Below are 24183 nucleotides of genomic sequence, written 5' to 3'. Positions count from 1 at the left end.
GGGCTCTGCCTTCTTTCCTAATTCTATTAGGAGAGAGCGATGAATAATAGGATGGATTATCAAAGGGAGCTTGAGCGAATACGCGAACATTTCGGTTATGATTTCATGGCGCTTGCTCTGGTTGAACCGGCCGAATATCAATACGTAATTAAATGGAAAAATGCAGCCGGTAATTTAAATGATCGCTTTAAGCGGATTGTGCTGCAATCCGGTAAGGGCATAGCAGGAATCGTGTTTAAAACCGGGAAATCCGTTTTCATTCCATCTATTTATCAATATGTGGGGGCAGACAACCTGTTTAACTATCCGATCGTTCAATCCGAGAAGCTCAAGAGTCTCGGGGCTGTTCCCCTATGGAATGATGCTCGCGTCGCGGGCGTACTGCTTGGTGGATTTCGGGAAGAACAGCTCATGACCGAAGCCATGATGCGTGATTTGGAAGCCTTGGCGCATAGGGGAATTGGAGAGTTGAACGGGAAGGAAGTGATGTGAATTGACATTGTCTTTAGGGACTGGCCCTTTGAGTGCGCTAATGGTGAAGTTGTTTGAGAACAGTACGGAAGCCATTTTCTTTTTTGATAGGCAAGGGAATACCCTAGCCATGAACCCGGCAGCTGAGGAGATTGTGGGCGATGACGTCCTCATCCAACTCTATGAAGGGAAGGAAAGAGCTTTATGTGGAACATGCAGGGGTTATACAAGCGAAACGGAGCCCCGTACCTGCCTTGACTGTTATTTCAATATGCCAGAATCCAAGGATTTCGCTTCTTTTCAGGTGTATCTGGAAACGAAGAGCAACCGAATGGTTCCCTATGCCGCTTCTTTTCACACCATTGATTCTGAACATGGAACACGGGTGTTGATGTTGAGAGACTTGACTCCACAATTTCAGACGCAGGAAAAACTGTATCAAAACAAAATGATGAAGCATGTCATTGAAGCGCAGGAAAATGAGCGCAAACGGCTTTCCAGGGAACTGCACGACAGTGTGGCCCAGGAATTGATGAGCGCGGTTGTTGAACTACGGGTGTTAAAATACATGACGAATGATGAACAGCTCATCAAAAATATGAAGCAGACTGAAGCATCCATGACACGATTGCTGGATGATATCCGCAACCTGTCTGTGGAATTACGCCCCGCCACACTTGATGATTTTGGGCTTGAAGCGGCATTTCGTTCCCACTTTAAGAGGGTTGAACAAAGCTTTGGTCTGGTAGTTGAATTTGTGTCGGATCTTTCCCAAAAGCGATATGGAAGTGAAAAGGAAACGGTCATTTACCGTGTCTGCCAGGAGGCTGTTCTCAATGCCTTGAAGTATGCCCAGGTAGACATGGTTAAAGTTTCTTTGACTGAGCACGATCATACACTTCGTTTGACTGTAGAGGACGATGGAATTGGCTTTGAAAAGGGGAGCAAGCCTATTGGAACGGGATTAGGTTTATATGGCATGCAGGAGCGAGCAGAGCTGGTAGGCGGGAGTTTTGGCGTCCTTTCAAATGTTGGTCAGGGAACCAAAGTCTTTTTACAAATTCCGATTGGCCAAGAGGAGGAATAGAGACTTGATCAAAATTGTGTTAGCGGATGACCATGCTATTGTACGAAGCGGATTTTCCATGATTTTGAACTTCCAATCGGATATGGAGGTTGTCGGAACGGCTGCGGATGGCATTGAAGCGTATACGATGGTAGCTAAATATCGTCCGGATATTCTAATCATGGATCTCAGCATGCCCCCAGGCGAAAGTGGATTGATCGCTACAGGCAAGATTAAAGAGGACCACCCTGATACTAAAATTCTGATTCTGACCATGCATGACGATGAAGAATATCTTTTTCATATTTTAAAGAATGGTGCTTCAGGATACGTTTTGAAAAATGCCCCAGATGAGGAGTTATTGCTTGCTATACGAACCATTCATGGGGGTGGGACTTATATCCATCCTAAAATGGCTACTTCTCTCGTTCGTGAGTTCATCAAAAAAGATACGACGTCACAATCAGAAGATCCTTATGAGATCCTGTCCAAGCGGGAACTGGAGATTCTACCTCTGGTCGCAAAAGGTTACGGTAACAAGGAAGTTGCGGAAAAGCTGTTCATCTCTGTCAAGACGGTGGAAGCGAACAAAGCGAAAATCATGGAGAAATTGAATTTAAGAAGTCGGCCTGAACTGGTCCAATATGCATTAAAGAAAAAAATGCTGGATTTTTAGCCGATGAATGGAGGAAATCCGCGTGCTGGAAAATGAGAAATTGCGCTTTTCCAAACCTGCCATGCGTATTCTTGAAAATGAGCATCGCTATCTAACCTATCTGATGGATGAATGGCATGCCATTGTATTGTGGTTTGAGCAGCACAGAATACTAGATTTGGAAGAAGGCCGCAAGCAACTGGAAAAACTGAGAACGCAGATTATCGATTTTAGGGTACCCCTCAAGAAACATACCGAAAAGGAAGAAGAACACTTCTTTTCTATGCTAGGAACCTACATTGGTTTTGAGCAGGGACCGCTCGTTGGTATACAGGAGGAGCACCGTGAAATAGAGGGCTATATCGATCATTTTCTTTATCAAACGGAGGGCGATCTGAGTTTGCTCACGCTTGATGAGATTCAGGAGGCGACCAAGAACGCGGGAGAGGCGTTCGAAGTCCTGACTGTACATTTTATAAAAGAAGAAGCCGTACTTTTTCCTATGGCAGAGCAACAGATCAATCGGAATGATCTGACCAAGTTATGTGACAAATTAAATACGCTTATCTCTTGAATTGACCAAGCCGCTTCCTATAGAAGCGGCTTTTTATATTTTCAGGGAGTCCCCTGTTATGTAAAGGGGACTCCCCTATATTCGAATGGATGGGCTAGCGGCTACAATGGGGACAGAAAATTCAAATCAATAATTCGACAGAAAAAACGTTGAAAAGGTGAGTTAAATGATTAGAAAAATGCAGTTGCCGTTACAAACATTGAACTTGATTCTTGGATTCATGGTATGGGTTATTATTTCTTCGCTTATGCCGTTCATTACGGAGGATATTGCTATTCCACCCGGAAAATTGGCCATGGTCACAGCAATTCCGGTCGTGCTTGGTTCGATTCTGCGCATTCCGCTTGGTTATTATGCCAACATCTTCGGAGCAAGAATCGTTTTTCTCGTTAGCTTTATTTTGCTTTTGTTTCCCGTCTACTATATCAGTGAAGCTTCTACGATGATGGATTTAATTATCGGTGGCTTGTTCCTTGGGATTGGGGGAGCTGTGTTCTCGGTTGGGGTGACTTCGCTGCCGAAGTATTATCCAAAGGAAAAGCATGGGTTTGTAAATGGGATGTATGGCATAGGGAATTTGGGAACAGCCGTCACTACCTTCTCGGCCCCTATTGTGGCTACTCAAATTGGCTGGGCCCCTACAGTGAAGCTGTATCTCATTCTGCTGCTTGTTTTTATCGCTTTGAATTTCTTCTTAGGGGACCGTCATGAAGCTAAAGTAAAGACGCCCATTATGGAACAGATTAAAGGGGTTTACAAAAATGAAAAGCTTTGGTTTTTCTCGCTCTTTTATTTTATTACATTTGGCTCATTTGTAGCGTTCACGGTGTACTTGCCGAATTTCCTGGTATCGAATTTTGAGCTGACTAAAGTAGATGCAGGGATGCGTACAGCAGGCTTTATAGCGATTGCCACTTTCTTCCGCCCCATCGGTGGCTGGCTGGCGGATCGGTTTCAGCCCCTGTTCCTGCTGGTAGGCACGTTCTCTGTTTATACGGTCGCTGCGATTCTTTTGGCTTTTTCACCAGGGATTACCCTTTATACAGTAGGCTGCTTGGCGATCGCTGTATGTGCTGGAATGGGGAACGGCGTCATTTTCAAGCTAGTTCCATTTTATTTTAATAAACAGGCAGGTATAGTTAACGGAATTGTATCCATGATGGGCGGTCTCGGTGGCTTTTTCCCTCCGATCTTGTTGTCGACGATTCATGCCGCTACTGGCCAATATTCCATTGGATTCATGCTCCTCTCCCAAGTGGCGCTGGCTAGCCTGATCCTCGTTATATGGCTGTATTATCAAGGGACACAATCTAATGAATGAACGTTATTCCAGACAGATCTTATTTAGACCTATTGGTGGCGAAGGGCAGCGTAATTTATCCGCTGCTGTCGTCACCATTATCGGTTGCGGGGCACTGGGTTCCGCCATTGCCGAAACATTGGTAAGAGCGGGCGTTGGGGAGCTTCATCTTGTCGACAGGGATTATGTGGAGATGTCGAATCTGCAACGTCAGCAGCTGTTCACGGAGCAGGACGCCGCGGAAATGCAGCCTAAGGTCATGGCAGCCGAAAAAAGGCTGAAAGCCATACGAGAAGACGTGCGGTTGCACACATATCTCGATAACTTGGATGCCGAGCTTGTTCAAGAACTTGCCAGCAAAAGTAAATTGCTGATGGATGCTACGGACAATTTTGAAACTCGTCTGCTTATCAACGACGCTGCACTGAAGGCAGGAATTCCATGGATTTATGGAGCCTGTGTTGGAAGCACAGGCGTTGTTTTTCCATTCGTGCCGGGCGAGTCTGCTTGTTTACGCTGCCTTCTGCCATCGTTGCCTGCGATCAATCAGACCTGCGATACGGCTGGAATCATCTCGCCTGCAGTCCAGGTGACAGCGGCCCTCCAATGTGCAGAAGCCATGAAGTGGCTGAGTGGCAGACATGATAAGATGCGCCGCAAGGTTCATCTATTTGATCTATGGGAGAATACGCAGATGGACATAGGGATTTCCCGCATCCGTAACCAAGACTGTCCAACCTGTGGAGAGCATCCTACGTTTCCTGCACTGACAGCATCACGTCGCTCGGCGTATGCGGCTCTGTGCGGACGGAACGTGGTACAGGTTCTTCCAGACCCACAACGTCCGATCACGCTCGATGATGCAGAGAAAATGGGCAGGCTTATAGCAGATCGTGTAAAAAGAACCCCTTATTTCGTTGAATTTTATGCTTTTAAGCATCGAATGATTTTATTCAAAAACGGAAGGCTTCTCATACACGGTGTACGGAGTGTTGCCAACGGTCAAAAACTATATCATCAGCTGTTCGGTTAAATGAGATGTAGATACAAAAAGCAGAAACATTTAAAAGAGTCTGTCACCGGAGAGTTGCTTGTCCGGTGGCTGGAAGGTGGAAAAGATGAGTGTATTTGAAATCGTAACGGAGCCCATTATCCCGCAGGCTTATGCGGATTATGTCCTAAGGCCGGAAGCAGGAGCGGTGACTATTTTTACAGGGCACGTACGAGAATGGACTCAAGGCGTACGGACCTTATACCTTGCTTATGAGGCCTATGTCCCTATGGCTCAAAAAAAACTCGCAGAGATTGGTCGCGAAATCGAACAGAAATGGGAAGGAACGCGAGTGGCGATCGCGCACCGCATTGGCGAGCTTCAAATCGGTGATATCGCCGTCGTCATTGCCGTTTCTTCACCTCACCGTTCGGATGCGTATGAGGCGAATGAATACGCGATCGAACGAATCAAAGAAATAGTTCCTATTTGGAAACGAGAGATTTGGGAAGATGGAACGCAGTGGGTCGGAGATCAAAAGAAAAAGCCAGGGGGAGATCAGTCATGATTAAGCTGTACTACTTTGCGGGACTCCGTGAGGTGACGGGAAAAGCAGAAGAATTGGCAGATTTGGCGGGCCAAACGGTAGGCGATTTATCCAATTGGATAACAGATCAATATCCAGATATGCCGATCAAGTCTGTGCGAATTGCGATAAACGAGGAGTATGCGTTGTCTACGGATGTATTACAGAATGGAGACATTGCAGCCTTCATTCCCCCAGTGAGCGGCGGCTAATGATAACGATGCTAAACAACTAGAAAGGAGGGGGCGTATGAATTTTCATCCACTGAAAGACAAGTTGCAGCGGCCGATTCGTGACCTGCGTATATCGGTTACAGACCGCTGCAATTTCCGCTGTTCCTATTGCATGCCTAAAGAAATTTTCGGTGACGATTACGCCTTTCTTCCCCAAAATGAATGTCTGTCGTTTGAAGAGATTCACCGGCTGACGAAGCTCTTTGTATCCCTGGGTGTAAAAAAGATCCGACTCACGGGCGGCGAACCATTAATGCGCAGGAATCTACCCGACCTGGTCTCCCAAATCCTGTCCATTGACGGAGTGGAAGATGTCGGCTTGACCACCAACGGTGTGCTGCTAGGACAGCAGGCTAAGCCTCTCTATGACGCGGGGCTACGACGGCTTAATGTCAGTCTGGACGCTCTGGACCCCGAGCTATTTGGGCGGTTGAATGGGCGGGGGATTAAGCCTGATATTATTTTGAAGCAGATCGAATATGCAAGAGAAATCGGCTTTGAAATCAAGGTCAATATGGTAGTTCAAAAAGGCGCTAATGACTCGGAGATTTTGCCGATGGCCGCTTATTTTAAGGAGCAGGGAATAACCCTTCGCTTTATCGAGTTTATGGATGTAGGTAATGACAACGGATGGAGCTTCAAAAAGGTACTAACCAAAAAAGAAATCGTTGAACGACTTAAGAATGCGTACGAGCTGGAGCCGATGGATCAGGATTACTTTGGAGAAGTAGCAAAGCGTTACCGTTATAAAGACAGCGACGCACAGATTGGTTTTATTACTTCGGTTTCTGAATCGTTTTGTTCGTCTTGTACACGTGCCCGCTTATCGTGCGATGGCAAGTTTTATACATGTTTGTTTGCTTCAGGCGGATTTGATCTACGTCAGATGCTTCGTAATGGAGCGAATGACCAGGAATTACTCGATGTGATTACTTCAGTATGGGAACAACGCACAGATCGGTATTCCGATGAACGTACGGAGCAGACAGCCAACAACAAAAAAAAGATTAACATGTCCTACATTGGCGGCTGACATTTTATACCATGAGAATGTGCTGTATTTGATGTGGTTGCCTCGAAAAAGAAAGCGCAAACATTTTTGTTGGCAAAACTTAAATTCGATGTTATTATGATCTTGGGATTGTTACTGAAAAGGCAAAACCCGAGGCATGGAATTAGATTTCCATGTGTTGGGTTTTGCCTTTTCTTTTTAGAATACAAGCTTTACGATATCCTGCATGATATGAATATATGGCCCAGCCATAACGCAGAAAGGTGAGTGATATAAAGCCTTACAAGTGCTGAACAACAAAGATGATGACGTCGACCAACGAATCGACATCCGAAAAATGATGTCATAGGACGTGGTTAACCGACTATATTCATTTTCAAAACGGAATATCAGATCGGTTTGGAAGCACTCAAGATCATTCAGGGAAAACGTAAGGCTTTGTCTCTCATTATGAATGCGTTTTCATAACACGAAATTGTAAATCAATACATTTGCATTTGATTTACGACGAAGGTTTGATCGGCTATTACCGTCTTGTGACCTATCTGAAATTTCGCCCAGCAACTAAATCCTTTTTTAAATTTGATGGGATAAGGGGGGCAGTTAGATGATCATAACGAAGATATTTAATAACAACGCCATAATAGCCAAAGATCAAAAAAGAGATGAATTTGTTGTTATGGGTCGTGGTATTGCATTCAAAAAGAGTGCAGGTGAACAAGTAGAAGAGCATCTAATTGAAAAGGTCTTTGTGCTTAAACATAAAGATGCTTCAGAGAAATTCAAGCTATTGTTAGAGGATGTTCCATCAGAATATGTTTCGTTATGCTATGACATCATTGAATATGGAAAAAGCATATTAGAAGCACAATTGAGCGATTATATATATGTTTCGCTTACGGATCACATGAACAATGCATTTAAAATGTTTGATGAAGGGTTTAAAAATGCAAATCCATTAATTTGGGAGATTAAAAAATTTTATCCCAAAGAATTTGCGGTTGGATTAAAAGCACTGGAGTTCATTGAAGACGAAACAGGCAAACGATTGTCAGAAGATGAAGCAGGTAATATTGCTCTTCATTTAATAAATGCTCAAGTAAACAGCTCCTACAACAAGGTAGCAGATGTTGCTCAGCAAACTCAAAAAATACACGACATCTTGAATATTATTAAATACTCTTATAATACCACCATAGATGAACGCTCGATCAGTTATGAGCGATTTATTACGCATTTAAGGTTCTTCTTTCAGCGATTAAATAAAAAAGAAAAAGTAGAACTGGAAGACGATTTTTTGTGGAGGCAAGTGAAAGCAAAGTACAAAAAGGCTTATGGCTGCATGCTGAAGATTGAGAAATACTTGGATATGGTATTGTCAGATGAGGAAAAGCTGTATATAACGATTCATATTCAGCGTGTGACCCAAAGAGAAAATTGAATAACTCTTGGATTGTTACTGGTAATGCAGGCGAAACCAACCTAGATCGAATTTGATCTATTTTGGTTTTGCCTTTTTTTATAAATACAATTAAAGGGGAAGTTACAATGAAGTATGAGACATTAGCAAAAGACATCATCAGAAATGTCGGCGGCAAAGAAAATGTGAATAGTCTAACTCATTGTATTACACGCTTGCGCTTCAAATTAAAAGATGAAAGTAAAGCCAATACAGAGGTTTTGAAAAATATGGATGGTGTTGTCACTGTGGTAAAGAGTGGCGGGCAATACCAGGTTGTTATAGGTAACCATGTACCTGAGGTTTATGCTGATGTTACTGCTGTAGGTGGTTTTCAAACAGGAGATTCAGAAGAAGCATCAGGTGAAAAAATGAGTTTGTTCAATAGATTCATTGATACCATTTCAGGTGTATTTACACCCACGCTGGGTGTCTTAAGTGCCACAGGTATGATTAAGGGCTTCACCGCCTTATTTGTAGCTTTGGGCTGGCTGGCTACTACATCGGGTACCTATCAAATTCTCAATGCTTTAGGTGATTGTTTGTTTTACTTCTTTCCTATTTTCCTGGGGTATACGTCAGCTAAAAAATTCAATGCCAACATTTTTATAGGCATGGCTATAGGTGCATCGCTTGTGTACCCAACATTTAGCACGATAACAGCCTCGGGCAAACCACTATATACTCTATTTAGCGGTACTATATTTGAGTCACCGGTATATATCACCTTCTTAGGTATTCCGGTCATTCTGATGAGTTATGCGTCAACCGTTCTTCCGATTATCATATCCACCTATGTAGGCTCAAAAATAGAAAACTTCTTTAAAAAGGTAATCCCTAGCGTAGTGAGAACATTTTTGGTTCCGTTTTTCACATTGTTAGTTATTGTACCCTTAGCGTTGATTGTGATTGGACCTCTCTCGACTTGGGCAGGTCAACTGCTTGGCGCTGGAACCCTCTTTGTGTATAACTTAAGTCCGATTATTGAAGGTATGCTCATGGGCGCTTTCTGGCAAGTGTTTGTTATCTTTGGATTACACTGGGGACTTGTTCCTATCGCTATGAACAATTTAGCAGTGCTTAAATTCGATCCGATTCTTGCGGCTACGCTGGGAGCTTCCTTTGCTCAGACGGGCGTCGTACTGGCGATTTTGTTTAAGACCAAAAATGTAAAACTGAGATCACTTTCCATTCCAGCTGTCATCTCCGGGATTTTTGGTGTGACAGAACCAGCAATTTACGGGATTACATTACCACGTAAGAAACCATTTATTTTAAGCTGTATAGCATCCGCAGTAGGCGGCGGTATTATAGGAATGATGGGAACTAAAGGTTACATTATTGGTGGATTGGGTATTTTCGCTATCCCGAGCTATATCAGTCCGGCAGGAATAGACAACGGATTTTATGGGGCTGTTATCGGTATCCTGGTAAGCTTTGTATTAGGTTTCTTGCTTATGTTCTTTGGCGGATTTAAAGATGATGAAGTGAAAGAAGCAAAAAAGGAAGACAGTACACCAGGAGCGGCAAGAGGAGAAGTTTTAGTAAAACAAGAGACGGTGATGAGTCCATTAAAAGGTGAAGTGAAGTCTTTATCTGAAGTAACAGATGAAGCCTTTTCGACAGGTGCTCTGGGTAAAGGGATCGCCATTGAACCTTCTGAAGGTAAGGTCGTTTCACCTGTAGATGGTGTATTAACATCATTATTTTCGTCAGGTCATGCGATTGGAATTACAAGTGATCACGGTGTTGAGGTCCTCATCCATGTAGGCAAAGATACGGTCAAATTAAAAGGCAAACATTTTTATCCTAAAGTAAAACAGGGAGATGCTGTTAAAAAAGGCCAGCTGCTTATGGAGTTTGATATGGAAGCTATAAAAGAGGCTGGTTATGTTTTGACCACACCCGTTATCGTTGCCAATACTACGAATTACCTGGATGTCATTGAAACAGAGAAGAAGGCGATTGAGTATCAAGAGGATTTATTGACCGTCGTAGTCTAATCTTAATTAAATGTTGAGGAGGAATTAACAATGGAAAATACAACTAAATTGGAATTTCCACAAGGATTTTTATGGGGAGGTGCAACGGCTGCCAACCAATTTGAAGGTGGATATAATGAAGAAGGTAAAGGCTTAAGCACTGCGGATGTGATTACGGCTGGAACGCATACGACTTCCCGAAGAATTACACCTATACTGGAAGAAGGAGTGAACTATCCGAGTCACGAGGCTATTGATTTTTTCCACCACTATCAAGAGGATATCCGCTTATTTGCAGAGATGGGATTCAAGGTCTTTAGAATGTCCATTGCGTGGTCAAGAATATTTCCTAACGGAGATGATGCAGAGCCGAATGAGCAAGGCTTGCAGTTCTATGATCGTGTATTCGCAGAATTGAAAAAGTATAATATTGAGCCTTTGGTTACAATCTCACATTATGAAGCACCGTTTCATTTGACCCAAAAATATAATGGTTGGTCAGATCGCAGAGTCGTAGATTTTTATGTGAGATATTGTGAAGTGCTTTTTAACAGATACAAAGATGTTGTGAAATACTGGTTAACCTTTAATGAAATCAATATTTTAACCTTGTCATTTGGCGCATTCATGGCTGGAGCTATGATGCCGGAGGGGAATGGAGAGCTTGCCCATGCTACAGTGAAGGATGAGCAGGTTTTGTATCAGGCGTTGCATCATCAATTTATTGCCAGTGCAAAGGCTGTAAAGCTGGGTCATGAAATCAATAAGGACTTTAAAATCGGTTGTATGATTGCTTATATGTGTTCCTACCCACTTACATGCCATCCTGATGATATTCTGCTAGCTCAACAAAAGGATAACTTAAGTAATTTCCTATGCTCAGATGTTCAAGTAAGAGGCGCTTATCCGGGATTTGCCAAACGCTATTTTAGAGATCATAACATTCAGATCAAAATGCAAGAAGAGGATGAGGACATCTTAAAGGAAGGCTGCGTAGATTTCTATACCTTCAGCTATTATTCCTCTACTTGTGTCAGCGCCGATCCCAACCAGGAGAAGGTGGGAGGAAATTTATCTATGGGCTTAAAGAATCCTCATTTGAAAGCAAGTGCCTGGGATTGGCAGATCGATCCACAGGGATTGAGATGGTCCCTCAATAACATTTACAACCGATACGAAATCCCGTTAATGGTTGTTGAAAATGGCCTTGGCGCCGTAGATACAGTGGAAGAAGACGGCTCCATTCACGATGATTATCGAATTGATTATCTAAAGCAACACATTGAGCAAATGAAAGAAGCGATTGCTGATGGAGTAGACCTAATAGGGTATACGCCTTGGGGATGTATTGATCTGGTAAGTGCGGGAACTGGTGAAATGAAAAAGCGTTATGGGTTTATATACGTAGATAAGGATAATGAAGGCAAAGGGACACTTGCCAGATCCAGAAAGAAGAGCTTCTATTGGTATAAGAATGTGATTGAAACCAATGGAGAGCAGTTGGATTAAATCTTAGCGCCTGTTTCATAAAAGTCATACCGTCAGCGCGTGCCAATTTTAATCGGTACGCGCTGCTTGTATTTATTATGAAATGAAAACAATACCTTAAATGGATATGCATCCCGGCCGTAAAAATGGATTCCCTTCAGGAAACTACGGAGATTGTTTATAGGTAGGGGCTCAACATCATCCATAGTATTTTTAAATTCACTAAACACATGGGATGAAAATGTCGAAATAGAAGATAGGACTTATATCAAAATATAAGGAAGTGGATACATATTATGAATCAAGTAGAAGCTGTTTTGACCGCCATGCCATTTATCAAAGAAGCTGCACGACAAGATGTTTCAATTTCCGTAATGGACAGGGAAAAATTTCTGTTCTTTCAGTCGGGTAAAAGCTTAGTTTATGACTTCAAAGCAGGCGATCCTCTTCCTGATGTACACAGAGACTTCAAAATGCTAGTAGGCGGTGAAAAGACCAGAGAGCGTTACGCTGCTGAAGTTTTCGGCATCGCTGCTGATTCTTACTTTCATCCGATTAAGAATGAACAGAATGAGATCGAGGCCGTAATGTGTATCACCTATAGTATGGATAATCAAGATCAACTGAAGAAGTTGATGACTCAAGCCGAGGATGTTACAAGCAAGCTAGTTGAAGGGATTCAGCATGTGGCGGCCCATTCGGAGGAGCTTAGTGCGACTGCCGAAGAAATTTTAAGCAATACTAAACAGGCGGTTGAGGACTCCGGTAACGTGACTGAGGTGGCCGGCTACATTAAGGAAATTTCAGAGCAGACGAACTTGCTTGGATTAAATGCAGCAATTGAAGCAGCCCGAGTGGGTGAGGCAGGAGCTGGTTTTGGGGTTGTGGCTACAGAAATCCGAAAAATGTCTACGGGCACCAAGGAAGCAACCGGACGGATTGAGCAGTCCTTGCAAGCCGTCAGACAATCGGTTTATAACATGGAACAAGAAATCACACAGATTGCGGTATCCTCCCAAGAGCAAGCCAAGCTTGTTACGGAATTTATGAATATTATTGATCAATTAAATGTAACCAACCACGGCTTGAGAGGGTTAGTAGAAAAAATCACGGATGATGTTGAAGCAGAATAAAGAATGAAAAAAAGTCTCGGTCTGTGAATTGTACATTCCGTATGGAAATGTAGATTACAGGCCGAGACTTTTTCTAATAGTAAATATTTACGAGTATTGTTGGTTTAACAGTGCAGTATCATAATACTCTTCGAAAGATTTGATTTTATTGTTTTCAAATTTAAAGATCTGGACATAGATCCCGTTGTATTTTATTTTTTTATTTTCTCCCCATGGTCCATTCGCTGTGATATCAATATGGCTGCGTGTTTTTGTCACAATCGTGTTAGGATTTTCTCCGACTATAAACTCATCGATGGTCCATTCGAATGTCCCTTTCATATCATTAAAAATGGGATTAAAGAAGCCTTTTACAGCATCCCAGCCTTCTTGAACAGAATTGTGCAAAACTGCCACATCATCAGTGGTAAATGGGGTAATTACAGCCGGATTATCTTCAACCCACAAAGAATAAAATTTGTCCGTATCTCCTAAATATAAAGAAAAAAAGTCTACAATGACATCCATGTTCTTTTTAGCAACTTCATTCTCGCTGTTGAATGAAGCATTAATAGTTACATTTTTAATCTTTTTGGGATTCATGCTGTTATTCTCCTTTATAAAAAAGATTTTGAACCATTACCTTTTCATTTGGTAGATGGCTGTCCAGCTTCTATTTACATCATTAGTATAAAATATAGGCAATTAAATAATAATAGACTGATTTTTAAGAGTGTTAAAAATGTAGACAAATGCTTCATAGTGTACAAATGTAAAATAAAATTTTGTGAGGGCTAACATGATTCGAAAAACAACTCCTAAGGAACTTCTTGCTGAATCTTTGATAGACTTAGCCAAAATACATCCAATCCAGTCCATCACCGTAACGGATATTACTGACAATTGTCAGGTTAGCAGACAGATGTTTTATTATCATTTTTCCAGTAAATATGACCTGATCTCATGGATATATAGTGATAAGGCAGATAAAATTATTGAACAATATATAGAAAAAGAGCCTTGGGGACGTGTTGCCGGGAGAATTGTTGAGTTTATTAAAGAGGATTACATCTATTTTAAAAAGGCTTTTGACGACAATACGCACTTGTCTTTTTATAATAATATCTTTAACTATACGGTTGAATGCCACACCAATTATATTCTTAAGAAAACAAATAGGACTTCGTTGCCTCCCGACATCCTTTTTGCTATAAGATTTAACGCTTATGGAGGAGTGAATGTGACTAAGGACTGGCTTGAGAACGGCATGAAGGAATCTCCAGAGCAATTAGGCGAATTAATATTCACTGCGATGCCCTTGCCTATAAAAAAATATTTTCATTTAGATGAATAAATGCCGCGGAGAGGATACAGATATGAATTTGAATGAGTTAAATGAACAGAGTTACTCCGAACTAGAAGAATATTGGGTACATGTATTTCTGAATGAGATTCATTATCCATAATCAAATCTTTTCCGATATAATAATGAAAAGAAGCTGATAGAACAGATACTACCTCAGAGAGGTGATTTATAATGACCGTTGACATCCTCGTACGTAATAATGTAAAAGTGCTGGGCTCAGGCAGCCAAACGATCGTATTTGCTCATGGCTTTGGATGCGATCAGGATATGTGGCGTTATATCGTCCCTAGCTTTATCGACAACTACCAAATCGTCTTATTTGATTACGTAGGTTCCGGAGAATCTCAAATTAAGTACTATGATTCAGAAAAATACAGCGACTTACAAGGGTATGCCCAAGATGTGCTAGATATTATGGAAGCGCTAGAATTAAGAAATGTCATATTCGTCGGACACTCTGTTAGTAGTATGATCGGAATGCTTGCTTCTATCCGCAATCCCCAATATTTTGAGCGCATCGTCATGCTCGGTCCCTCTCCTCGTTATGTGAATGACCTCCCCTATTATTATGGAGGCTTCGATAAGAGTGACATCGATGAATTGCTTGATATGATGCAAATGAACTTCATTGGCTGGGCTAGTTACCTGGCACCCATTGTTATGCAGAATCCTGAACGACAGGAATTAACCGAAGAGTTGGAGAAAACCTTTTGCTCAAGAGACCCTCATATTGCACGACAATTTGCGGAAGTGACTTTTTTTTCGGATTGCCGTGTCGATCTCCAGCATGCTTCGATTCCTACACTGATTCTCCAGTGCTCGGACGATAGCATTGCTCCAATTGAAGTAGGGAATTATTTACATACTCATCTTAAAAACAGCAGGCTTCAACAGATGAGGGCAAAGGGGCATTATCCTCACTTAAGTCAACCTGGAGAAACAAGCGATCTGATTAAAGAGTATTTAGCCAGTGTGTAATATCAGGAGAAAGGCAGTCATGAAATGGATATTCAATTAGATAAAGCTCCCTGTGGATATTTCTCAATCTCGGATTCTGGCTTCATTCAATCGGTAAACCAAACTTTATTGGATATGCTACTTTATGATCGTAATGAATTGCTCGGACGGCCGATTGAATCCACAATGTCTGTTACCAACAAGCTATTTTTTCATACTTATTTTTATCCCTATATTCAGTTGTACGGGCATGTCGATGAGATGTACTTCTCGTTTCGGACAAGTGATCGACAGGATGTGCCTGTACTTCTAAACGGGGTACGCCAGGAACGCAACGGAGAAACTGTTATTGATTGTGTAGTGCTTATGATGCGTAAGCGAATTGAACATGAGAGAGATATTCTGCAGACCAAAACCAAGCTTCAGGAATTATATCAGGCTACGAATGAAGCGAACCAGAAGCTTGAACGGTTGCACGAAGAATATGAAATCAAACAGCAGGAGCTAGAAAGGATTAATCTCCAGCTTGAAACGATGGCATCAACGGACCCGTTAACCGGTCTTAAAAATAGAAGGTATTTCCAAGATCAATTACTAGCTAGCCTCGCATCCTTTCGTGGGAGTGGAATATCTTTTTCGCTGCTTATCATTGATATTGATCGTTTCAAAAGTATTAACGATACTTATGGTCATCCAGTGGGCGACCTAGTGCTTACGAATCTGGCAGAATTACTGCAATCCATGTCACGGGACAGGGACATTGTCGCTCGGTATGGCGGCGAGGAGTTCGTAATTATTCTTCCGGGCAACGATCAAGAAGAAGCTATTCTTACAGCGGAAAGATACCGCTCCACGACGGCCTCGATGGATTGGGGAGAATATGCTATTACTGTGAGTATTGGTGTGGCAACGGTTACGCAAGAGGATACGGAACAAACGATTGTTCATCAAGCGGATTTAGCTCTGTATGCTTCCAAAAGTGGCGGGAGAAATCAGGTCACTCATTCAGCAAATCTCGTAAAGGGATAGATATAAAGAGGGATAAAAATGGGGAAAGCGTACAAGCTGGACTGTGATACCTGTACTTATACTGAGAACATATTTGTAGGATTTGGTCTTGCATATATGAGTTTGGAATCCGTTGCTTCGTTTGTAGAGGATGCTGCCCTTAAACGATGTATTGAGGAATTCATAGGCAACCCTTCGACGAGATATGATGCTTATGACGCTCTATATGTGTGCCCGGACTGTCAGGCTATACGCAATGAATTGTTTATAGAGATGAAATCCGACTCATCCCAGTACAGGATTTCTTATACTTGTCCTAGATGCACGAGTGTCATGAAACAGGAACACATTGAAAACAATGTTCTTCATCATTTAAGCTGTCCAGCATGTGAGAAGGGTAAATTGAAGGCAACGTTTTATATGGATTGGGATTAATAGACCCCCGAATGTCTCCACAGCTTACTCCAATAGGTCTGGTCAAACCATACAAATTCAGCTACTATTATTGATAACGATTCTCATTCGAAGGATCAGGATGAATGAAAACATTTGAGGTGGACGCTTGTGAATTCAAATTCGTTATCATTAATATATCAGCATTATTTGGAAAAGACTCCGTTCAGACAGCAGAACGAGCATACGTATATGATTTTACCGGAAGCGGGCCATGGACATATCTACCGAGTTACAACTTATAGCGGAATTGAGATCGTGTATTCGCATATTCAATATCACGAGCCGTATCCGACGAACTTTGCTTCCAGTGGACAAATGATTGAACTCCAATTTGCGCTTTCGGGTCAACGTCATGTGAATGTGGCTGGGTTGGATTATACACTCCCGATGGGACAGGGGGCACTTATTTTTTTACAGGATTTTAAAGCGTGCTTTCATCCTCCGGTTAACGAACAATACAAATCATTTGCACTTGGCATTCCGATTTCGTTGTTTAATTATGCGGCTTCACAGTTAGCGGCTCGTCGGCAGGTAGCTATTGAATTTAATCAAATTCTTAAGGGAGCTGCATTCCATCACTTTAGTTTTGAACTGGATCACAGAAGTATAGTGATGATTGAACATTTGATCAAAGACTTGAAAAGTGTGCATAAATCGCCTTTGTTAATGGAAGCAGCGGCACTTGAGATTTTAAATCGATTTATGATTCAATTATTTGATTTAACACCTATGCCCGAAGGTTTGTCTAAAGAAGATGTCAGAAAGCTGCATATGGCTCGGGAGATACTTGAGTTCAGCATGATTGATCCACCCTCACTGATCACACTATCCCAAAAGGTTGGATTAAACGATTTTAAATTAAAAAAAGGATTCAAAGCCTGCTTTGGAACTACTGTATTTGAATATTTGCGCCAAATTCGTCTTGATTATGCGATGAAGCTGCTCCGAAGCCAAGAAAGCAATGTGACTGAAGCTGCGATGGCTGTAGGATATAGCAATGTGAGTGCATTTTCAGAGCAATTTTTCCGGGAATACGGAGTGAAGCCATCGTCCTTAAAGAAGGTATTTTAAAATAAAATCCGTTTAACCGTAGAATAATCCGTATATAGGCAGTAGAGTGGTGCTGTGACTCGTATACTTCTGCATAGAGAGAATCTATAACAGAGGAGTGTGCGAGGATGAACAGAATAAAAGGGAGCATCTTTTTCAGTGTATTTGTGGCTATGCTTGGGCTCATGCTCATTGCTCCAATTATGCCGCCCCTTATTCGTGAGTTGGGATTAAGAGAAAGTCATTCTGGGTTAATTATATCGCTTGGCTCCATAACGATGGCCTTAATGGCCCCAATATGGGGAAATCTGAGTGATGCAAAGGGACGCAAGCCTGTGATTCTGCTTGGATTCATAGGGATGTGTGTAAGCTGCTTGCTGTTTACGCTTACTCTTTTTGTAGGATTAAAAGGTTGGCTCAGCGGGGGGCTGCTGTTAGTCCTGTTAATTGTTACACGCGGTTTGATCGGCGGGTTTATCCCGGCGGTATTGTCATCCTCCCAAGCTTATATGGGAGATGTGACCGAGGGAGAAGATCGAGGCAGTGGGATGGCGATCATTAGCGCAGCCAATGGACTTGGATTAGTATTTGGGCCTGCTATTGCAGGTGCCTTTACTTTAATAGGCTTGCTGTGGCCTCTATATTTTGGGATCGTGATTGCGGCTGTAGCATTTGTAGTGGCCTTGCTGGCAATTCCGTCTGCCAAACCCGTTATTCAGCAAAAGCCAGCTCGGATTAACCCGTTTCAACCCGGTCTACGAATGTATTTGTTTGCAGGTTTGGTTACGATGATTAGTATTGTGACCATCCAGGTTATAGGCGGATTTTATTTTCAAGATCAACTAGGCCTTTCATCCGAAGAAACAGCAAGAGTGGTTTCCTTTGGACTTATGTTTTCCGGTGCAGCCATGTTGATTGTACAGATCGTTCAGATGAAATGGCTTAAATGGCAACCCAAGCCGATGATTTTGCTCGGTTCTCTGTTCCTTATTGCCGGTATGCTGATATTCCTCATGTCAGCCAGCATGGTTGTTTACTATTTAGCGTTCTTTATGTTTGGTATAGGTACAGGCTTGCTTATGCCTGGATTTATGGCTGGGGCTTCTCTTTCTGTTAGTAAAGAACAGCAAGGGGGAGCCGCTGGTCTGGTGGCCACTGTCCAAGGGATTTCTGCAATTATTGCTCCTATTTTGACAACGACGCTATATCGGGTGGACAAATATATTCCTTTTGCTCTTATAGCAGCTCTAGTAGCTGTTATGGCCATCATTATGTTGGGGGTAAGAAAGAGAAAAGGGAATAGTGAGCTGGTATCTCAGAGGACCAAATAAATAAAAGAATTGTTTGATGAACCCATAGGCTTCCGTGCTATATTCACGAGAAGCCTATTTTGTTTGCTGGTTTGAATGATAGTCAAAAGGTCTCAATTTGTCATAAACCACATAGTTTAGATATCTATTATAATAAGTTTTAAGAAAATTCAGGGAAAGCAGAAGGAAAGTGGGAGGCTCATGGAAATCCAGCAAAAGTGGGTGGTTTTAAACAAAAAAGTACCTCTTATATGCGGATTACGACTGAACTCCTGAGGTGAATGAGAAGGTGAAATCCGATTTAGGGGGGGCTAGTTAAGGAGAAGTTCATAAAATTGGAGGGATGCAGATGGGTTGGGAGTATGGAATTAAAGTCGCAGATGTTAAGGATATTCAAGTGCTAATGGATCGTTTAGCTGAAGCATTGCCTAGGATTGACGGATATCGGATGCAAAGGGATGAGGATGGCTTTGTCCTGCTTCAAAATGATCCCGATTGGCCTGAGGCGTTCCAGGTGTCTGTGGAAGAGGCAAGGAATATTGAAGGGTTAGAAGATGATGAACCTTATATCTATTGTCTATTTCATATCGGCGGCGGAGATGCGGTGAGGTTGAGGGAAGGAATGTGCAGGGTGCTGGAAGAAGAGAAATGCGCTGCGGATTGGTTCGAGTTGTAGCCGAAGAAAGGAGTGGTGAGATTGAGTAAGAAGGACAAAAAAGAGATTCAGACACTAATCTATCGCTATAGTGGTCCACGAGCCAATATTGGATATACTTTTGAACCGCTGCGTTATGGGGATACGGATGAACCAAAGCTGGAGGAGATAATCTTTATCTACGCAGATGACTTTGATATCGTGTTGTCTGCGTTAAAGTCCAAATATCCACTTGACGATCCTGATACGGGGGAAACGTATGAGGCTTTTGATCCCTGTTGGGATAATCCGATTCCGGAGTCGATATGGCATGAGATATTAACAGAATTGGATGCTTGGCCTGCCAAGGAGCCGGAATTGCGCATATTTATCGATTCCTTTATAGCTTGGGTCAGAGCACACCTGAAGCGAGCAAATGGTATTATCGTGACTGGAAATCTATAGAGAAAGACAAAGCAATACGTATTTTCGCTACCCCTCGCTTCAAGGTGCGACCGGACAGCAAGCTGCTGAGTCGAACACCTCGTTCTTTGCAGTGCTCGCGATTATTTCTCCTTTCCTGATCGGCCTAATACTACAATCTATATATAAAAAAACAAGCGATTTCCTTTTGAAAGGGGACCGTTTTTTTGCATCATGCTGATTTTGATTTCTATATTCGAATAAAACACGACATTTAAATAACATGGTGAGTAACTTTAGTGCGCAAACGACAAAATTCGTCATTATTTTTAGTTATTCAGGACGTGGAAACCGTTCTTGTTCCTTAGTACAATGAATAAAAATAACAAGTGATGAAAAGAAAGGTGACAAAGACACGAGGAATTACGGATAAGGAGGGACAGGCTGTGGCCGTATACACACTACGTAGATTGATACAAATGATTCCGGCACTGCTTGGTATTGTCGTCATTACATTCATGATCTCAAGAGTGCTTCCGGGTGATCCTGCCGTGATGCTTGCGGGGGAACAGGCTACACCCGAGACGATTGAAAATATTCGAAGCAGCATGGGACTGGATCAACCGAAGTACATTCAATTTTTTCATTATGTAGTTGGATTGTTCCAAGGTGATCTGGGTCAGGCTTATCACACCGGACAGTCAGTGGCAAGCGACTTTGCTACCCGGTTTCCAGCAACCATCGAGTTGGCGCTGGCAAGCTTGGTTATTGCGATTCTGGTGGCAATCCCAATCGGCATCCTGGCAGCAACCCGTAAAGAATCGATTGTGGATCACATTTCACGTGTGTTTTCCTTGATCGGTGCATGTATGCCCATTTTCTGGATTGGCCTGTTGTTCATTTATATCTTCTATGCTAAATGGGGCATCGCTCCTGCGCCCATGGGTCGAATTAGCGGTGACATCAATCCGCCGACGCACGTTACGGGACTTTATGTACTCGATAGTTTGATGACCGGTGATTTTGTAGCTTTAAAAAGCAGTTTATCCCATTTGGTTCTGCCAGCAGTCTGTCTCAGTACAGGCACTATGGCGATTGTGGCACGGATGATGCGTTCCAGCATGCTGGAAGTGATCGGTCAGGATTTTGTTCGCACAGCCAGAGCCAAAGGTCTGCGCGAAGGAATTGTTATTTATAAGCACGCACTCATTAACGCCTTTATTCCAACACTTACCGTACTTGGTTTGCAGGTCGGTTACCTGATTGGTGGAGCGGTTATTACCGAAACCATTTTTACCTGGCCAGGAGTGGGCAGCTATGTGACGGACTCCATTTTGGCGGCTGACTACGCACCGATTCAAGCATTTACCCTCGTAAGTGCGCTGATTTACAGCTTTATCAATCTTGGAGTCGACTTGGTTTACGGATTGATTGATCCACGTATCCGGTACGAATAATGAACGAAGCACAAAAGTAGGGGGAGGTACTCGGATGAGCACTGCAAGTGATTTGGTGGCAAAAGCGGCTGTACCTCAGCCCAATGCAACCGCTATACCGAAACGCAAGACCTTTTGGCGATTACTGTTTGGCAATAAACTCGCTTTAATCGGATTCATCTTTATCGTTGGCTGGACGCTCATTGCCATCCTCTCATCATGGATCGTTCCACATGATCCTTATGTAACCGACCCGGCGAACAAGCTGCTGCCGCCAAGTGCAGAACATTGGTTTGGGACCGATAATTACGGACGTGACATTCTCAGCCGTGTCATTTACGGAGCCAGAATCAGCATATGGACCGGGATGATTGCCGTGTCGATCTCATTTATCATCGGCGTACCGCTTGGAGCCATCGCAGGTTTCTATGGCGGTCGAATGGGCAGCATTATTATGCGCTGTATGGATATTCTGTTGGCTTTCCCGTCGCTGGTACTCGCCATGGCCATTGCTGCAGCGATGGGACCAGGACTGATGAGTGCACTCATCGCTGTGGGCATTGTAGGCATACCCGAATTCGCCAGACTGATTCACGGACAAACCATCTCTCTCCGGGAAAAGGAGTTTGTTGAGGCCAGCCGGGCGATTGGTGTAACGAACGGAACGATCCTGTTTCGCCACATCTTGCCTAATGCACTTGCCCCACTGCTTGTGAATGCAACGCTCGGAATGGGCTTCGCCATCCTCACCTCAGCCAGTCTCAGCTTCCTGGGACTCGGTGTGAAACCCCCGATTGCTGAATGGGGCGCAATGATTTCAGAAGGGCGAGCGTATATCATTTCCGGTGAGTGGTGGATTGTAACCTTCCCGGGTCTTGGAATTGCGACAGCTATTTTGGGCTTCAATTTGCTTGGAGACGGTTTGCGGGATGTTCTTGATCCTAGACTGCGCTCTAGCAAATAAAAATAAATAGATCATTAAAGGGGAGAACGTAAGCCATGTTGAAAAAAAGTCTTTCTTTAATTGTCGTCTTGTCTACGTTGCTATGGACGGCAGGCTGTGCGAGCAATGCTAACAGCCCGTCCGCTTCATCTGGAGAGAAAGGCGCAGATGCCCCATCCCCACCAAAGACGATTACACTTGCTTACTCTGAAGGAGGGTCAACCATGGACCCTGCTGAAGCAAGTGATCTTACATCGGACACCCTTGTGCTTGCGCTCTATGATCAGCTTGTGACCTACGGCAAAAAGTCTACGGATAGCGGTGAAGTGGCAGATACGGAAGCAATTAAGCCCATGCTGGCTGAAAAATGGGATGTGTCCGCTGATAACATGACTTACACGCTCCATCTGCGTAAAGACGTTAAATTCCAAAGCGGCAACCCGCTGACCGCCAATTCTGTGTTGTATTCCTTTGAGCGGCTTAAAAATTCCGATTCCGGTAGCTTCCTGTATGGTATGAGCTCCATTAAAACCGCTACAGCGCCTGATGAGCACACCGTTGTCGTTACATTGTCCCAACCCAATCATATGTTTCTGCAAATCCTGTCATTGTACAACTTCTCCATTGTGGATGATGTGCTTGTCAAAGAAAATGGCGATGGCGACTATTTGAAAACACATGCGGCAGGTTCAGGTCCGTTCAAGCTTGAAAAATGGGACCCTGCGACAGAAGCTGTCTTTAATGCTAATGCCAGCTACTGGCAAGGAGAGCCAAATCTGAGCAAAGTAACGATGAAGTTTACCAAGGAAGCTTCCAACCGTGTACTTCTGCTAGATAAAGGCGATGTGGACATGGCGATTGAAATTCCTGCAAAGGACGTTTCGAAGCTGGAAACCAACGCTGATCTGAAGGTTCAATCCAATGCAAGTAACCGGATTCTGTATTTCGCCATGAATAACAAAGTCAAACCTTTTAATGATCCAAAAGTGCGTCAAGCCATTGCTTATGCTATTCCTTACGACCAATTAATCGACGATGTCATGTACGGTCAAGCAAAGCAAATGAAGAGTTCTGTAGCGAGTAACACGCCTGGCTACACCGATGCGGGCTACAGCTACAAGCACGACTTGGACAAAGCAAAACAGCTGCTTACAGAAGCGGGTTATCCTAATGGGTTTAATTTTGATCTGACACTGGGTTCCGGCTTCCAGGACTGGGCAGATGATGCTGTATTGATTCAAGCTGAACTTGCCAAGATTGGCGTAAAGATGAATGTTGTCAATGTTGCCCGTGCACAGTTCCTTGAACAGCAACGAGAAGGCAACCTGACAGCATACATTTCCAAATGGACTTCCTTCGTCAACGACCCTGGTTACCATCTCGGGTTCCTGATGTACAGCGGCGGTTCTTCGAATTATATGCATTATGCTAATGCAGAAGTGGATAAGCTTTGGGAACAAGCAGGCAAAGAGCAAGATGAAAATAAACGTAAAGAGCTGTATGGCAAAGCACAAGAGCTTATAAATCAAGATTCGCCATGGGCGTACCTGTATGAATACAATCGGGTTGTTGGCATGAGCAAAGACGTCACTGGATATGTTTACTACCCAGATGAGGTTATCCGATTCTATTCATTGAATAAAGAGTAAGTTGTGATCTTACCTTATGCCT

24 protein-coding genes are annotated in these 24183 nt (G+C 43.0%); 23 read left to right on the top strand and 1 reads right to left on the bottom strand.

What is annotated here, in order from left to right; translation table 11 throughout:
• Positions 1-39: 39 nt before the first annotated feature.
• The 13 genes from ACM1ND_RS19130 (at position 40) to ACM1ND_RS19070 (ending at position 12950) form a co-directional block, all read left to right on the top strand.
• Positions 40-492, top strand: a complete 453-nt coding sequence (locus ACM1ND_RS19130) for a GAF domain-containing protein (protein WP_023989701.1) — start codon at positions 40-42, stop codon at positions 490-492.
• Position 493: 1 nt separating this feature from the next.
• The gene (locus ACM1ND_RS19125) at positions 494-1558 is read left to right on the top strand and encodes an ATP-binding protein (protein ID WP_254347579.1); all 1065 of its coding nucleotides are present in this window, start codon (positions 494-496) and stop codon (positions 1556-1558) included.
• 7 nt (positions 1559-1565) lie between these two features.
• Complete coding sequence (locus ACM1ND_RS19120; protein WP_023989699.1) at positions 1566-2213, top strand: response regulator transcription factor; 648 nt, start codon at positions 1566-1568, stop codon at positions 2211-2213.
• Positions 2214-2235: 22 nt separating this feature from the next.
• The gene (locus ACM1ND_RS19115; protein WP_023989698.1) at positions 2236-2766 is read left to right on the top strand and encodes a hemerythrin domain-containing protein; all 531 of its coding nucleotides are present in this window, start codon (positions 2236-2238) and stop codon (positions 2764-2766) included.
• A gap of 166 nt (positions 2767-2932) precedes the next feature.
• Entirely contained in the window at positions 2933-4087 is a 1155-nt protein-coding gene (locus ACM1ND_RS19110; RefSeq protein ID WP_023989697.1) for a nitrate/nitrite transporter, read from the top strand.
• Positions 4080-5099, top strand: a complete 1020-nt coding sequence (locus ACM1ND_RS19105; RefSeq protein WP_075154569.1) for a ThiF family adenylyltransferase — start codon at positions 4080-4082, stop codon at positions 5097-5099. The genes ACM1ND_RS19110 and ACM1ND_RS19105 overlap by 8 nt, the downstream gene beginning before the upstream one ends.
• 85 nt (positions 5100-5184) lie before the next feature.
• Positions 5185-5625 carry a molybdenum cofactor biosynthesis protein MoaE gene (locus ACM1ND_RS19100; protein ID WP_053326596.1) on the top strand — a complete coding sequence of 147 codons (441 nt, stop codon included), beginning with the start codon at positions 5185-5187 and terminating at the stop codon, positions 5623-5625.
• Complete coding sequence (locus ACM1ND_RS19095; RefSeq protein ID WP_053325878.1) at positions 5622-5855, top strand: MoaD/ThiS family protein; 234 nt, start codon at positions 5622-5624, stop codon at positions 5853-5855. The genes ACM1ND_RS19100 and ACM1ND_RS19095 overlap by 4 nt, the downstream gene beginning before the upstream one ends.
• Before the next feature lie 37 nt (positions 5856-5892).
• Complete coding sequence (moaA, locus tag ACM1ND_RS19090) at positions 5893-6909, top strand: GTP 3',8-cyclase MoaA (protein ID WP_075154568.1); 1017 nt, start codon at positions 5893-5895, stop codon at positions 6907-6909.
• 586 nt (positions 6910-7495) lie between these two features.
• Complete coding sequence (licT, locus tag ACM1ND_RS19085; protein WP_023989692.1) at positions 7496-8329, top strand: BglG family transcription antiterminator LicT; 834 nt, start codon at positions 7496-7498, stop codon at positions 8327-8329.
• A gap of 107 nt (positions 8330-8436) precedes the next feature.
• The gene (locus ACM1ND_RS19080) at positions 8437-10350 is read left to right on the top strand and encodes a beta-glucoside-specific PTS transporter subunit IIABC (RefSeq protein WP_028542282.1); all 1914 of its coding nucleotides are present in this window, start codon (positions 8437-8439) and stop codon (positions 10348-10350) included.
• Between the two features lie 30 nt (positions 10351-10380).
• Entirely contained in the window at positions 10381-11838 is a 1458-nt protein-coding gene (locus ACM1ND_RS19075; protein WP_053325876.1) for a glycoside hydrolase family 1 protein, read from the top strand.
• A 275-nt stretch (positions 11839-12113) separates the two neighbouring features.
• Entirely contained in the window at positions 12114-12950 is an 837-nt protein-coding gene (locus ACM1ND_RS19070; protein WP_023989690.1) for a methyl-accepting chemotaxis protein, read from the top strand.
• An 87-nt stretch (positions 12951-13037) separates the two neighbouring features.
• Here the strand turns inward: ACM1ND_RS19070 and ACM1ND_RS19065 are convergent, their stop codons facing one another.
• Positions 13038-13532 (bottom strand): nuclear transport factor 2 family protein, encoded by a 495-nt coding sequence (locus ACM1ND_RS19065; protein WP_023989689.1) that lies wholly within the window; start codon positions 13530-13532, stop codon positions 13038-13040.
• Positions 13533-13728: 196 nt separating this feature from the next.
• Between ACM1ND_RS19065 and ACM1ND_RS19060 the strand changes: the two genes are divergently transcribed.
• The 10 genes from ACM1ND_RS19060 to ACM1ND_RS19015 all read left to right on the top strand — a co-directional run bounded on the left by ACM1ND_RS19060 (position 13729) and on the right by ACM1ND_RS19015 (position 24161).
• The gene (locus ACM1ND_RS19060) at positions 13729-14283 is read left to right on the top strand and encodes a TetR/AcrR family transcriptional regulator C-terminal domain-containing protein (RefSeq protein WP_068942165.1); all 555 of its coding nucleotides are present in this window, start codon (positions 13729-13731) and stop codon (positions 14281-14283) included.
• A 183-nt stretch (positions 14284-14466) separates the two neighbouring features.
• Positions 14467-15273 carry an alpha/beta fold hydrolase gene (locus ACM1ND_RS19055; protein ID WP_028542285.1) on the top strand — a complete coding sequence of 269 codons (807 nt, stop codon included), beginning with the start codon at positions 14467-14469 and terminating at the stop codon, positions 15271-15273.
• A 24-nt stretch (positions 15274-15297) separates the two neighbouring features.
• Positions 15298-16281, top strand: coding sequence for a sensor domain-containing diguanylate cyclase (locus tag ACM1ND_RS19050; RefSeq protein WP_068942167.1), 984 nt, complete (start codon positions 15298-15300; stop codon positions 16279-16281).
• Between the two features lie 543 nt (positions 16282-16824).
• Positions 16825-17787 (top strand): helix-turn-helix domain-containing protein, encoded by a 963-nt coding sequence (locus ACM1ND_RS19045; protein WP_023989684.1) that lies wholly within the window; start codon positions 16825-16827, stop codon positions 17785-17787.
• A 107-nt stretch (positions 17788-17894) separates the two neighbouring features.
• Positions 17895-19097: an MFS transporter gene (locus ACM1ND_RS19040; RefSeq protein WP_076157394.1), complete on the top strand. Its 1203-nt coding sequence runs from the start codon at positions 17895-17897 to the stop codon at positions 19095-19097.
• 328 nt (positions 19098-19425) lie between these two features.
• Positions 19426-19752 carry a hypothetical protein gene (locus ACM1ND_RS19035; RefSeq protein ID WP_023989682.1) on the top strand — a complete coding sequence of 109 codons (327 nt, stop codon included), beginning with the start codon at positions 19426-19428 and terminating at the stop codon, positions 19750-19752.
• Between the two features lie 21 nt (positions 19753-19773).
• Entirely contained in the window at positions 19774-20175 is a 402-nt protein-coding gene (locus tag ACM1ND_RS19030) for a hypothetical protein (protein ID WP_023989681.1), read from the top strand.
• A gap of 404 nt (positions 20176-20579) precedes the next feature.
• Positions 20580-21590 carry an ABC transporter permease gene (locus ACM1ND_RS19025; RefSeq protein ID WP_023989680.1) on the top strand — a complete coding sequence of 337 codons (1011 nt, stop codon included), beginning with the start codon at positions 20580-20582 and terminating at the stop codon, positions 21588-21590.
• Between the two features lie 34 nt (positions 21591-21624).
• Entirely contained in the window at positions 21625-22533 is a 909-nt protein-coding gene (locus tag ACM1ND_RS19020; protein WP_023989679.1) for an ABC transporter permease, read from the top strand.
• A 35-nt stretch (positions 22534-22568) separates the two neighbouring features.
• Positions 22569-24161: an ABC transporter substrate-binding protein gene (locus tag ACM1ND_RS19015; RefSeq protein WP_264454721.1), complete on the top strand. Its 1593-nt coding sequence runs from the start codon at positions 22569-22571 to the stop codon at positions 24159-24161.
• Positions 24162-24183: the final 22 nt, after the last annotated feature.

Origin of the sequence: Paenibacillus sp. JJ1722 (assembly GCF_048282685.1) — a bacterium.
Classification (GTDB): domain Bacteria; phylum Bacillota; class Bacilli; order Paenibacillales; family Paenibacillaceae; genus Paenibacillus; species Paenibacillus polymyxa_B.
Note: the sequence above shows the minus strand (reverse complement) of the source record. Positions and strands in the feature narration are given on the sequence as shown.